The following is a 12,344-nucleotide window of genomic DNA, read 5'->3' on the forward strand; positions in this document are numbered from 1 at the left end:
GTGCTCTACCTCGACAATGCCGCGACCACGCGCGTGCGTCCCGAGGTGCGCGAGGCGATGCTTCCGTACCTCGGCGATCGCTACGGCAACCCCTCCAGCCACCACACCGTCGGCGAGGCCGCCGCGCGAACGCTCACCGATGCGCGGCACCGGGTCGCGACCGCGCTCGGGGTCCGCCCCGCCGACGTCGTGTTCACGTCGGGGGGCACCGAGGCCGACAACCTCGCCGTGAAGGGCCTCGCGATCGGGGCGGCACTGCGCCGGGGCATCCCGGTGCACGTCGTCACGTCGCAGATCGAGCACGAGGCGGTGCTCGCCTCGTGCGACTACCTCGAACGTGTGCACGGGTTCGCCGTCACCCGCGTCGGGGTCGATGCCGCGGGCACGATCGACCCCGATGCCGTCGCCGCGGCGATCCGCCCCGACACCGCCCTCGTGTCGATCGGGTACGCCAACAATGAGATCGGCACCGTTCAGGACGTGGAGTCCCTCGCGGCCGTGGCCCGCGCCGCCGGCGTCCCGCTGCATCTGGATGCCGTACAGGCGGCCGGCTGGCTGCCGCTGGCGGGAACCGGGGCCGACGCGCTGTCGCTCGCGGGCCACAAGATCGGCGCCCCGCAGGGCACCGGCGTACTGGCCGTGCGCGCCCGCCTCCCGCTCGAGCCGTTGCTGCACGGGGGCGGTCAGGAGCGCGACCGGCGCAGCGGCACGGAGAACCTCGCCGGTGCGGTCGCGTTCGCGACGGCCCTGGAGCTCGCCGAGGCAGAGCGAGCGGATGCCGCGCAGCGCGCCCGCTCGCTTCGTGACGCCTTCGTCGCACGTGTCCTCGCCCTCGTGCCGACCGCTCGGCTCACGGGGCATCCGACACGGCGACTACCCGGCACCGCGAGCTTCACATTCTCGGGCACGAGCGGCGAAGCGGTTCTGCTGGAGCTCGAACGACGCGGCGTGGTGACCTCGAGCGGATCGGCCTGCGCCGCAGGAAGCGACGAGCCGTCGCACGTGCTGATCGCGTGCGGCATCGGCCCGACCACCGCGCAGACGGCGGTTCGCGTCACCCTCGCCCACGATCATGCGACACCGCTCGACGCGGTCGCCGACGCGCTGGCGGCCTCCGTCGCGGCGGTACGATCGAGCAGGTGAGCTTCGACACCGATCACACCGATTCGGACGCGCTGGTCACGGTGATCGTGCCGGGACGCGATGTGGAGGCTTTCGCCTCGGAGGCGATCTCGTCGCTGCGCGCGCAGACGTTCGACCGATGGCACGCGATCCTCGTCGACGACGGCTCACTCGACGCGACGAGCGACATCTTCGCCGAGGCATCCCGCGACCCCCGCTTCTCGCTCGTCCGGCACGATTCCCCGCGCGGTCTCGGGGCCGCCCGCAATGCGGCGCTCGATCGGGTGTCGACGCCGTACGTCGGCTTCCTCGACGCCGATGACGTCATGACCCCGCACGCCCTCGAGCTCCTCGTCGCGTCGCTCACCGCCTCCGGCAGCGACGTCGCCGTCGGCGCCTATGTGCGTCTGCGCCCCGACGATCGCGGAGGCTACTCGGCGGGCGACGTGCAACCGTGGGTCCGCGCCGCGACCTCGCCTCGCCGCACCGGCACCACACTCGCCGCTCACCCGGAGGTGTCGGGGAACATCGTCGCCTGGTCGAAGCTCAGCCGGGTGGAGTTGTGGCGGCGTCACGACCTGCGGTTCCCCGAAGGGGTTCTCTACGAAGATCAGATCGTGACCCAGCGTCTCTACACACACGCCCGCGGGATCGATGTCCTCCCCGACGTCGTCGTGCAGTGGCGTGAGCGCGCCGACGGCTCCTCGATCACGCAGCACACTGACAGCGTGCCCGTCCTGACGGACTACCTCGCGGGGCTGCGTGGGGGTCTGCGCATCCTCGATGCCGCCGGGCACCGGGCCGCGGCACGCTCTCGTGTGCGACTCATCCTCGAGATGGATGCACCGTCCCTCGTGCGGATCGCCCAGGGCCACTCCGACCCGGCGTACCGCCGACTGCTGGGAGCGTTCGCCCGCGAACTCGTCGCCCGCGCCGAACTCGAGGGGCTGAAGGTCGAGCCCGCAGCGGCAGAGCTGGGGAGCGCAGCCGCACTCTGGTGACTCGCCGGCGGACGGCCGCGGGCTACCCGTCGCCCCTCGGGGCGACGGCGGGATCACCACGACTAGGGTGGACCCATGTCCGGCACCTCCGAGAACCTCCCCGACGGCCCCGACCTCGACGCCCTGCGGCACGAGATCGACGAGCTGAAGAAGATCCCGACCGAAGAGCTCGTGAACCCCACGCCCGAACTCGTCGAGGAGAACGCCCCGACCCCCGCGCCGACCGACGCGATCGGTTCGGAGGACTGGCACGACAAGCGCTGACCGCGATGCCGATCGGTCGGTCGCGTACAACGCTCAGCTGATCGGCGCCCAGTGCTCTCCGACGTCATCGGCGGCCGTCGCCGTGCCGGGGGCCGACGCCATCGGGCTCTCCCGGACGGCCCCGGACGGCGCTCGGTCGGCGCGACGCTCGGGCAGCGCCGACCGCGGGGAGACCGCGTCGTCGAAGCCTTCGATGCGCGACGCCGCGAGCTGCTCGGCGGCGAGCTCGGCGTAGAGGCCACCCCGGGTCAGCAGTTCGGTGTGGGTGCCCGACTCGACGATCCGCCCCGCATCGACGACGTGGATGACATCGGCGGCGATCACCGTGGACAGCCGGTGCGCGATCGACAGCGTCGTGCGACCGGAGGCCGCGTTGTCGAGTGCTTCTTGCACGACTCGCTCCGACACGGTGTCGAGGGCCGATGTGGCCTCGTCGAGGAGCAGCACCGGCGGGTCCTTCAGCAGCACCCGCGCGATGGCGATCCGCTGCTTCTCACCGCCCGACAACCGGTATCCGCGCTCGCCGACGACGGTGTCGTAGCCGTCTGCGAAGCCCGTGATGACATGGTGGATGTTCGCCGCCACGCACGCCGCCTCGAGTTCGGCGTCGGTGGCATCCGGCTTCGCGTAGCGCAGGTTGTCGCGGACGGTCGCGTGGAAGAGGTAGGTCTCCTGAGAGACGATGCCCACCTGCCCGATGATCGACGTCTGGGCGAGCGTGCGGACGTCCGCACCGGCGAACAGCACCGCGCCCCCGGATGCCTCGTACAGGCGCGGCGCGAGGTAGAGGATCGTCGTCTTCCCCGCGCCGGACGGGCCGACGAAGGCGATGTGCTGACCGTGCTCGGCGACGAACGAGACGCCGTCGAGGGTCGGCCGCGCATCCGGCGCGGCGTCGGGGTAGCGGAACACCACATCGCGGAACTCGATGCGACCGAGCGGGCCGGGCGCGTCGGCGACGTCGAGGGCGTCCGGATCGTCGCGGATCGCGGGCACGAGGTCGAGGTACTCGAAAATCCGAGCGAACAGGGCACGAGAGGTCTGCACGTCCAGGGCGACGCGCATGAGTCCCATGAGCGGCATCAGCAGCCGCGCCTGCACGGTCGTGAAGGCGACGATCGTGCCGGCCGTGATCACCGCTCCGCCGGCGTCGCCGGTGACGAGGTATCCGGCGACCAGGTAGATCACCGCGGGCACCGACGACATCAGCACCTGCACGACCGCGAAGAACCCTTGACCGCTCATGGCGCGTCGCACCTGCAGACGCACCTGGTTGGCGTTCTCGTGTCGATAGCGTTCCGATTCGGTGCCCTGACGACCCATCGCCTTCGAGAGCAGGATGCCTGAGACCGACAGCGTCTCCTGCGTGATGCTCGTCAGCTCGCTCAACGACTCCTGCGTCTGACCTGCGATGCGCGCGCGCACCTGACCGACGCGGCGCTGCACGAGCACGAGCAGGGGCATCAGAATCACCGAGATGACGGTCAGCCGCGGATCGATCAGGATCATCGCGACCAGTGCGGAGGCCACCGTGACCGCATTGCCGAGAATGCTCGTGACCGTGTTGGTCAAAACGGCCGACACCCCGCCGACGTCGTTCTGCAGACGCGACTGGATGACACCCGTCTTGGTGCGGGTGAAGAAGCCCAGCTCCATCTCTTGGAGGTGATCGAACAGTCGCACGCGCAGGTCCCCCGTCACGGCGTTCCCGACGGTCGCGGTGAGCCATGTCTGCACGACGCCGAGAACGGCGGAGAGCAGGAACAGCCCGATCATCGCACCGACCAAGCGCCAGAGGAGGGCGAGGTCGGGGGACGTCCCGCTCGCGGGGAACAGCGCGTCGTCGAAGATGCGTTGGATGATGAGCGGCGGGACCACCCCGATCGCGGCCCCGACGATCACGAGGATGCCGGTGATGAGCATGCGACCGCGGTACGGGCGGAACATGGCGAGCACGCGGCCGCGCAGGTTCGGGATGTCGGGGGCCTCGGCGTTGAGCCGTCGCTGCGCCGCCTCGTCGACGCCGCGGAACGCGACGGCGCCGCGCGACGGCGGGCCGCCGGCGTGCCCTCCCATAGTCATTGCGTCACTCTAACCCCGGCATCCGACGCCGGCGCCGTGGTCAGCCGAGGCCCGCGACGAGGTTGATCACCGTGGCGAGGATGACGGCGCCGAAGAGATAGGCCAGCAGCGTCTGGGCGACCACGATGCGGCGGATCTCGTTCGCCTCGATGTTGGTGTCGGAGACCTGGTAGGTCATGCCGAGGCCGACGGAGAAGTACCCGAAGTCGGAGTACATCGGGTCCTCGTCCTGATTGAAATCGATCCCGCCCGCGACGCCCGCCTCGCGTCGCGCATAGAAGCGGTGCGCGTAGCGGAGCATGTAGTCGACCTGGATGAGCGCCCACGAGGCGGCAACCGCGATCACCGCGATCCCCGCCACCAGGCGCGCCGTCGCCGGTGTGTCGTGACTGCCGGCGAGCACGGCGACGACGGCGCCGAGGCTCGCCACACTGCCGGTGAGGGCGATCGTGCGGGCGAGCACGCGGCCCGGGTCTTCCGTCGTCGCGTGCGTCCGCGTCCGCGCGGCATCCATCGGCCACAGCGCTGTCAGCAACCAGGCGACGTTGGCGATCGCGAGCGCCGCCCAGCCGGCGAGGAGCCCTGCAACCCAGCCGAGAGGCGGGACGATCGCGACCGCGACCGCGACGCCGACGCCGATGGACACGGGGCCGCGAACGGCCACGCGGGAGTGGTGACGGGATGCCATTGCGCGATCGTCCCACGTCACTGCGGAATACGGTGTCCGACCCGGCGGTTACTGTGGAGGTCGCGCCCGCGGCGATCTTCTCCGGCCGCGTTCCTCCGGATCCGCGCATCACCTCTCTCGTACGTCCCACCCGATGACCCCAGGAGCGCCCATGGCATCCGTCGACACCGGCACCGAGTCCGTCGACCCCCTCGACCCGTCCGAGACCAACGACGCCCCGCCGAGGGACCCCATCGGCGCGAAGGAGAACCGCGTCATCTGGCTGCTGCTCGCGGCCGCGTTCGTCGCGATCCTGAACGAGACCACGATGGGTGTCGCGATCCCTCACCTCATCGGCGACCTCGACATCACCGCCGTGGCGGCGCAATGGCTGACGACGGCATTCATGCTCACGATGGCCGTCGTCATCCCGACCACGGGATTCCTCCTCAATCGGTTCTCGACCCGCGCGATGTTCGTGACCGCGATGGGGCTCTTCTCGGCGGGAACGCTGATCGCCGTTCTCGCTCCCGGCTTCGAGGTGCTCGTCGTGGCCCGCGTCGTCCAGGCATCCGGCACGGCGATCATGATGCCGCTGCTCATGACGACCCTGATGACCGTCGTGCCGCCGCATCTGCGCGGGCGCATGATGGGGCGGATGAGCGTCGTGATCTCGCTCGCGCCGGCGATCGGTCCGACGATGGCCGGAATCGTGCTCGACACCCTCAGCTGGCGCTGGATCTTCGCGATCGTGCTGCCGATCGCGCTGATCGCGCTCGTCGCCGGCATCCGGTGGATCCCGAACATCGGTGAGCGGACACATGCACCCCTCGACGTCGTCTCGGTCGTCCTGTCGGCGCTCGGCTTCGGCGGCCTGGTGTTCGGCCTCAGCCAGATCGGCGGCGACCACGGCGGCACATCCTCCCCCGATGCGTCGGGCGCGAGCACGGTGACACTCGTCATCGCTCTGGCAATCGGAGTGGTCGCACTCGCCCTGTTCGTGTGGCGTCAGCTCGCGCTGCAGAAGGTCGATGACGCTCTTCTGGACCTTCGGATCTTCCGCTCGGGGAACTTCTCGCTGTCCGTCGCGCACTTCGCCGTCATGTCGCTCGCGTTCTTCGGCACGATCACGGCGCTGCCTCTCTATCTGCAGGGAACGCTGCGGATGAGCGCCACGGAGTCGGGACTCGCGGTGCTGCCCGGAGCGCTCGCGATGGGTCTGCTCGGGCCCGTCATCGGCAGGATCTACGATCAACGCGGCACGCGCGTGCTCCTGCTGCCCGGCACGATCATCGTTCTGGCGGTGCTCTGGGGCTTCACAACCCTCACCGAGTCGACTCCGGTGTGGATCATCGTCGTGGCGCAGACGCTGTTCTCGGTGGGGCTCGCGATGTCGTTCACCCCGCTGTTCACCGCGTCGCTCGGTTCGCTGCCGCCCCGGTTCTACTCGTATGGCAGTGCGACGGTCTCCACCGTCCAGCAGGTGGCCGGCGCCGCAGGCATCGCACTGCTCATCACGATCATGTCGTCGGTGGGCGCGGCGGCAGCGCAGGCGGGCACCGAGGCGCACGCGGCCGGAGCCGCCGGCGCACGGGCTGCGTTCCTGCTGGCGGCGATCATCGCGACACCGCTGCTGATCAGCGCGTTCTTCATCCGCAAGCCCGCCGATGCCATCGAGGATGCGCCGCCGGCGCACTGATCACTCGGCCACCCCACATACGCCGCGCCCCGGTTTCGTCCAGAAACCGGGGCGCGCGGCCGACGTGGACGTCGGACGACGAGGCGGGCTCAGCCGATGCTGCAGCTACCGCCGCAGCACGACGGAGCGTCGTCCACCGGTAGAAGGAGGTTCTTCTCGTCGGGGACGGGCTGCAGCGAGGGGGTCGGAAGGTTCGAGGTGGCCATGCCTGGATTGTACGCCGAGCCGGGGGGCGCGGGGTCAGACGCCGAGCTTCTTGGCAGCCTTCTTCGCCGCCTTGTCCAGAACCTTGCGCGACTGACGCCGAGCCTTCCGCAGCGACGGATCGTCCCACAGGTGCTTGGCCGCGCCGCTGATCTCGCGATAGCGCGAGCGCCCGGCGCGGGCACCGAGGACATAGGCGGCAGCGCCGACGGCGGCGAGCGAGAGCCAGTAAGTGAAGCGCGACATATCGATCCTCTCGACGAAATGTATCCCTCGAGCCTAGGTCGACGTTCCGCACCGCTCGAGGGGTTGACAGGACGCATCTCGCGCGTCGATGAGGTCGATGTCGCGGCATCCCCCGTCACGGATCGGCCACAGCGACTGATTAGGATTGGCTTACCTACCCTGCACGAGCCGATCCGTCCCCCACGGGATCGCCTCGTCACCATTCGAAAGGTGTCTTTCTCCATGCGTCCTCCCGCGCCCCGCCGAGCTCTGACGCTCATCGCCGCCGTCGCCGCCCTCGGCGTCATCCTCACCGGCTGCTCCGCCGCATCACGCCCCGACGCCACCACGTCGATGAGTGCAGCAAGCGCCGGGACGCACGCGGTCGAGCACGCACGCGGCACGACCGAGGTCCCCGACAGCCCGCAGCGCGTGGTCGTCCTCGAACCGGTCGAGCTCGACACCGCCGTGGCACTCGGCGTGACCCCGGTCGGCGCGGCCCTCCCCGCCAACGTCGGAGGCGTGCCGGCGTACCTCGGCGTGAGCGGCGTCCAGTCCGTGGGCACCGTCGCCGAGCCTGACCTCGAGGCGATCGCCTCCCTCAGGCCCGACCTGATCCTCGGCACCGAAGCCCGCCATTCGAAGCTGTACGACCAGCTCTCCGCGATCGCTCCGACGGTCTTCATGAAGACGCAGGCCGACCCGTGGCAGCGAAACGTCGCACTCATCGGCGACGCCCTCGGCCACCGCACGCAGGCGATGGCGCTCGTCGACGACTTCAATTCCCGCTGCGCGCGGATCGCGTCGGAGTATCCCGTCGCCGGAAAGACCGCCAACTTCGTCCGGCCGCTCAGCGAGACATCGCTGCGGATCTACTCCCCCACGTCGTTCGCGGGGAGCGCGCTGGCCTGCGTCGGACTCACGATCCCCGCCCAGCCCTGGGACGGCGACGGCGGCATCGGTCGAGACATTTCGCCCGAGAACATCCTCGATGCGAAAGCCGACTACGTCTTCGTCAGCAGCATCGATCCCGCGGATGCCACGACGACGCCCCCCGCCATCACGCGCAACGCGGGCGAGTTCCCCTCGCTGACGCTCGTCGACACGAGCTACTGGCTCTCGGGGGTCGGGCCCAAGGGCGGCGAGCTCGTCCTCGACGACATCGAGAAGTTCCTCGCCGCGCACCGGTGACCGCCACCCTTACCGCCGTGCGCACGGCGGCGCACCCGCCCGCGAGCCGGCCCGGCCGGGCTCGCGGGCGGGATCCTCGCTCTCATCGCTCTCCTCCTCGTCTCCGTCACGCTGTCGCTCGCACTCGGGTCGAACCCGCTCGACTTGGCGACGGTCCTGGACGCCCTGCGAGGAGCGGGTTCCGCGGAAGCCCAGTACGTCGTGGGCGATCTCCGGCTGCCGCGCACCGTCACGGGCATCGTCGTCGGCGTGGCCCTCGGCGCGGCGGGCGCGCTCATCCAGGCATTCACCCGGAATCCGCTCGCCGACCCGGGCATCCTCGGCGTGAACGCCGGCGCAGCCTTCGCCGTGGCCGTGGGCATCGCCTTCTTCGGTCTGCGCGACATCGCCTCCGTCGTTTGGCTCGCGTTCCTCGGTGCGCTCGTGGTCACCGTCGCGGTCTATCTGATCGGCTCGTCCGGGCGAGGCGCCGCCGACCCCATCCGGCTCACCCTGGCCGGCGTCGCGCTCGGGGCGGTCTTCGCCGGGCTGACGACCGGGATGACCCTGAGCAACCCGGACGCATTCGACCAGATGCGCTCGTGGCACGCCGGCTCGCTCCTCGGCCGCGGGTTCGACGTGCTCACCCCGGTGCTGCCGTTCGCCGCTCTCGGCGCGGTCGCGGCACTGGTCCTGGCGCCCGGACTCAATGCGCTGGCCCTCGGCGAGGACGTCGCACGGGCGCAGGGGGCGAATGTCGGCGGCATCCGGATCGGCGTCATCGCGACCGTCACCGTACTCGCCGGCACCGCGACCGCGCTCGCAGGACCGATCGCGTTCGTCGGACTCATGGTGCCGCACGTGGTGCGGTGGACCTTCGGCGTCGACCAGCGTCGCATCCTGCCGCTGTCGATACTCCTCGCGCCGAGCATCGTCCTGCTCTCGGACGTTCTGGGCCGGATCCTCATCGCACCGGCGGAGATCCCGGTCGGCATCGTAACGCCGTTCATCGGGGCGCCCCTGCTGATCGCGCTCGCACGCCGGCGGAGAGCGAGCACTCTCGGATGACCGGTCTGGACTTCTCCCCGCCCCTCGATGCGGGCTACCGACGCCGCGTGCTGCGGGTCGGTCGCTGGTCGGGCATCCTGCGCGTGCGCTCGGCGATCACCGGCATCCTGCTCATCGCCCTCATCGCCGCGGTCGGTGTCGTCTCTCTGGGGCTCGGCACCTATCCTCTCGATCCGCCTGCCGTGGTACGCGTGCTGCTCGGCGGCGGCGAGCCGCTGGATCGAACGGTCGTCTTCGATTGGCGTATGGCGCGCACCCTCGCAGCGATCCTGCTCGGCGGCCTGCTCGCCGTGTCGGGAGCGCTGTTCCAGAGCGTGACCCGAAATCCGCTCGCGAGTCCCGACATCCTCGGGCTGTCGCACGGAGCCTTCACCGGGATGCTGCTGAGCATCGTGCTCTTCTCGGCGTCGTGGCCGCTCATGACGGTGGGCGCCGTGGCCGGCGGCCTGCTGACCGCGCTGCTCATCTGGAGCCTCGCCTATCGCGGCGGACTGCAGGGCTTCCGCCTCATCGTGATCGGTATCGGCATCTCGGCGATCCTCGCCTCGGCGAACACGTGGATGCTGCTGAAGGTCGAGCTCGAGACCGCGATGTTCGCCTCCGCCTGGGGCGCCGGAACACTGAACGGTGTGACCGCGCCGCCCCTCATCGGCGCGCTCGTCTGCGCCACCCCTCTGATCCTGCTGCTGATTCTCGTCGCACCTCGTCTCCGCCAACTCGACCTCGGCGACGACGTCGCCACGGCGACCGGTGCACGGCCGAACACCGTCCGCGCGCTGGCCCTCCTCGCCGGTGTCGGGCTCGTATCCATCGCGACCGCGGTGATCGGCCCCGTCGCCTTCGTCGCTCTCGCCGCTCCGCAGATCGCTCGCCGCGTCGCCGGCACACCGTCGCTCTCGCTCACGCTGTCGGGCCTGGTCGGTGCGTTCGTGCTGCTGGCATCCGACGTCGTCGCACAGCACGTCCTGCCCGTCGCCCTCCCCGTCGGTGTGGTCACCGTGTCGGTCGGCGGACTGTACCTCGTCATCACCCTCGTCTTGGAGATCCGTCGCCGTGCGTGAACACCGCTCCCCCGTCCCGGACCCGTCGTCCGATCGTCATCGGCCCGAACCGGTCGATGCACGCCTGCACGCGCAGGACCTCACCCTCGGCTACGACCATCGCACGATCGTGGAGGGGCTCAGCACACGCATCCCGGACGGTTCGTTCACCGTGATCATCGGGCCGAACGCGTGCGGCAAGTCGACCCTCCTGCGCGGACTGTCACGGTTGATCGCGCCAGAAGCCGGCCGTGTCGTCTTCGACGGCAAGGAGATCACCCGCATCCCCGCCAAAGAGGTCGCGCGACGCCTCGGACTGCTGCCGCAGACGGCGCTCGCGCCCGACGGCATCACCGTCGCCGACCTCGTGGCGCGCGGGCGCTATCCGCATCAGGGACTGCTGCGCCAGTGGTCGACCGCCGACGAGCACGCGGTCCGCGACGCGCTCGCTGCCACGGGCACAGCCGAACTCGCCCCCCGGCGCGTGGACGAGCTCTCCGGAGGCCAGCGACAGCGGGTGTGGGTCGCCATGGTGCTGGCCCAGAACACCGACCTGCTGCTCCTCGACGAGCCGACCACGTTCCTCGACATCGCCCATCAGGTCGAACTCATGGAGCTGTTCGCCCAGCTCAACCGGGAGGGTCGCACGATCGTCGCCGTGCTGCACGACCTCAACCATGCCGCGCGCTACGCCGATCACATCATCGCGATGCGCGACGGTCGGATCCTCGCGGAGGGCCCGCCGGCCGACGTGGTCACGAGCGAACTCGTGGAGCGGATCTACGACCTGCCCAACGTCGTCATCGCCGATCCGATCACCGGCGGGCCGCTCGTGGTCCCCCGCGCCGCGCCGCTCTCGCAGACCGCGCGCACCGCGACGGAGCGAATGCGATGAATGCCGCTCCGTCACGGCCCTGGGAGTACAGCGCGTTCCGCGTGCGCGTCGATCGGACCGCCCGGCTGAGCCCCGGTTTCGTGCGCATCACCCTCGCCGGGGACGCGCTGCGGAATTTCGCTCCGTGGGGGCTCGATCAGCGCATCAAGCTGGTGCTGCCGATGCGCGACGGCACGACGCCCGAGTTCGGCCTTCAGACGGATCCGACGCCGCATCCGCGGGAGTGGTACGCACGGTGGAAGGCGCTCCCCGAGGATGAGCGGAACGTGCTGCGCACCTACACGCCGTCGGCGATCCGGTCGGATGCCGGGGAGATCGACGTGGACGTGTTCGTGCACGAGCCCGCGGGTCCCGCGTCGACGTGGGCGATGACGTGCGCGCCGGGCGACGAGCTGACGATCACCGGTCCCGATGCGCGCGCGGGCTGGACGGGCTACGGCATTCACTTCGTGCCCCCGCACGGGTGCGAACGCCTGCTGCTGATCGGCGACGAATCGGCGTTGCCCGCCGTGCGCAACATCGTGCGCGCGATGCCGACGACGGCTACGGACGCGCTGCTCGAGATCGCCGATCCCGACGATGCGGTGCTCGCGGCATCCGTCGCGCCGGAGAGCCGGGCACGTATCCGGGTCGTCGAGCGCGACGGGATGCCGGGAGAGAGCCTCGAGAAGGCGGCACGCGCGTGGCTCAGAGCGCACGGCGGCATGCTCGCGGGCGCGTATGCATGGATCGCCGGCGAGGCATCCACGACGACGCGCATCCGCGGGCTGCTCACCGCCGCGGGCATGACGAAGGAACAGGTCGCGTTCCTCGGGTACTGGAAGAGCGGAGGCCCGCTCGTCGGCTGATACCGGGGCGGTGCCGGGCGCGCCCGTCGCAGGCCGACATCGCCCGCCGGTAACCTGGC

12 protein-coding genes are annotated in these 12,344 nt (G+C 70.4%); 9 read left to right on the forward strand and 3 right to left on the reverse strand.

Going from position 1 to position 12,344, the window contains the following annotated elements:
• The 3 genes from JOE64_RS08925 (at window position 1) to JOE64_RS08935 (ending at window position 2,387) form a co-directional block, all read left to right on the forward strand.
• Window positions 1–1,143, forward strand: coding sequence for a cysteine desulfurase family protein (locus JOE64_RS08925; protein ID WP_204965023.1), 1,143 nt, complete (start codon window positions 1–3; stop codon window positions 1,141–1,143).
• Window positions 1,140–2,123 (forward strand): glycosyltransferase family 2 protein, encoded by a 984-nt coding sequence (locus JOE64_RS08930; protein ID WP_271202527.1) that lies wholly within the window; start codon window positions 1,140–1,142, stop codon window positions 2,121–2,123. Before JOE64_RS08925 ends, JOE64_RS08930 begins: the two co-directional genes overlap by 4 nt.
• A 75-nt stretch (window positions 2,124–2,198) precedes the next feature.
• On the forward strand, window positions 2,199–2,387 hold the full coding sequence (locus JOE64_RS08935) for a hypothetical protein (protein WP_204963928.1): 189 nt from the start codon (window positions 2,199–2,201) through the stop codon (window positions 2,385–2,387).
• A 33-nt stretch (window positions 2,388–2,420) separates the two neighbouring features.
• Here the strand turns inward: JOE64_RS08935 and JOE64_RS08940 are convergent, their stop codons facing one another.
• Window positions 2,421–4,463 (reverse strand): ABC transporter ATP-binding protein, encoded by a 2,043-nt coding sequence (locus tag JOE64_RS08940; protein ID WP_204965025.1) that lies wholly within the window; start codon window positions 4,461–4,463, stop codon window positions 2,421–2,423.
• 46 nt (window positions 4,464–4,509) lie between these two features.
• Window positions 4,510–5,157: a DUF1345 domain-containing protein gene (locus JOE64_RS08945; protein WP_204963929.1), complete on the reverse strand. Its 648-nt coding sequence runs from the start codon at window positions 5,155–5,157 to the stop codon at window positions 4,510–4,512.
• A 151-nt stretch (window positions 5,158–5,308) separates the two neighbouring features.
• Here JOE64_RS08945 and JOE64_RS08950 point away from each other — a divergent pair, with 151 nt between their 5' ends.
• The gene (locus tag JOE64_RS08950; protein ID WP_204963930.1) at window positions 5,309–6,835 is read left to right on the forward strand and encodes a DHA2 family efflux MFS transporter permease subunit; all 1,527 of its coding nucleotides are present in this window, start codon (window positions 5,309–5,311) and stop codon (window positions 6,833–6,835) included.
• A gap of 240 nt (window positions 6,836–7,075) precedes the next feature.
• Here JOE64_RS08950 and JOE64_RS08955 read toward each other — a convergent pair whose 3' ends face one another.
• Window positions 7,076–7,285 carry a hypothetical protein gene (locus JOE64_RS08955; RefSeq protein WP_204963931.1) on the reverse strand — a complete coding sequence of 70 codons (210 nt, stop codon included), beginning with the start codon at window positions 7,283–7,285 and terminating at the stop codon, window positions 7,076–7,078.
• Between the two features lie 222 nt (window positions 7,286–7,507).
• Between JOE64_RS08955 and JOE64_RS08960 the strand changes: the two genes are divergently transcribed.
• From JOE64_RS08960 to JOE64_RS08980, 5 genes are all read left to right on the forward strand, one after another.
• Window positions 7,508–8,455, forward strand: coding sequence for an ABC transporter substrate-binding protein (locus tag JOE64_RS08960; RefSeq protein ID WP_204963932.1), 948 nt, complete (start codon window positions 7,508–7,510; stop codon window positions 8,453–8,455).
• 84 nt (window positions 8,456–8,539) lie between these two features.
• Window positions 8,540–9,502, forward strand: a complete 963-nt coding sequence (locus JOE64_RS08965) for a FecCD family ABC transporter permease (protein ID WP_307821705.1) — start codon at window positions 8,540–8,542, stop codon at window positions 9,500–9,502.
• Window positions 9,499–10,563, forward strand: coding sequence for a FecCD family ABC transporter permease (locus JOE64_RS08970; protein WP_204963933.1), 1,065 nt, complete (start codon window positions 9,499–9,501; stop codon window positions 10,561–10,563). Before JOE64_RS08965 ends, JOE64_RS08970 begins: the two co-directional genes overlap by 4 nt.
• Window positions 10,564–10,627: 64 nt before the next feature.
• Window positions 10,628–11,437 (forward strand): ABC transporter ATP-binding protein, encoded by an 810-nt coding sequence (locus JOE64_RS08975; RefSeq protein WP_239532101.1) that lies wholly within the window; start codon window positions 10,628–10,630, stop codon window positions 11,435–11,437.
• Complete coding sequence (locus tag JOE64_RS08980) at window positions 11,434–12,285, forward strand: siderophore-interacting protein (protein WP_204963935.1); 852 nt, start codon at window positions 11,434–11,436, stop codon at window positions 12,283–12,285. The genes JOE64_RS08975 and JOE64_RS08980 overlap by 4 nt, the downstream gene beginning before the upstream one ends.
• The last annotated feature ends 59 nt before the right edge of the window (window positions 12,286–12,344 follow it).

Source organism: Microbacterium dextranolyticum (genome assembly GCF_016907295.1).
Classification (GTDB): domain Bacteria; phylum Actinomycetota; class Actinomycetes; order Actinomycetales; family Microbacteriaceae; genus Microbacterium; species Microbacterium dextranolyticum.

What these genes read in the sequence shown, in the direction of transcription:
- JOE64_RS08935 (WP_204963928.1), top strand. Translation starts at nt 2,199, where the DNA reads ATGTCCGGCACCTCCGAGAACCTCCCCGACGGCCCCGACCTCGACGCC.
- JOE64_RS08940 (WP_204965025.1), bottom strand. Translation starts at nt 4,463, where the DNA reads ATGGGAGGGCACGCCGGCGGCCCGCCGTCGCGCGGCGCCGTCGCGTTC.
- JOE64_RS08945 (WP_204963929.1), bottom strand. Translation starts at nt 5,157, where the DNA reads ATGGCATCCCGTCACCACTCCCGCGTGGCCGTTCGCGGCCCCGTGTCC.
- JOE64_RS08950 (WP_204963930.1), top strand. Translation starts at nt 5,309, where the DNA reads ATGGCATCCGTCGACACCGGCACCGAGTCCGTCGACCCCCTCGACCCG.
- JOE64_RS08955 (WP_204963931.1), bottom strand. Translation starts at nt 7,285, where the DNA reads ATGTCGCGCTTCACTTACTGGCTCTCGCTCGCCGCCGTCGGCGCTGCC.
- JOE64_RS08960 (WP_204963932.1), top strand. Translation starts at nt 7,508, where the DNA reads ATGCGTCCTCCCGCGCCCCGCCGAGCTCTGACGCTCATCGCCGCCGTC.
- JOE64_RS08970 (WP_204963933.1), top strand. Translation starts at nt 9,499, where the DNA reads ATGACCGGTCTGGACTTCTCCCCGCCCCTCGATGCGGGCTACCGACGC.
- JOE64_RS08980 (WP_204963935.1), top strand. Translation starts at nt 11,434, where the DNA reads ATGAATGCCGCTCCGTCACGGCCCTGGGAGTACAGCGCGTTCCGCGTG.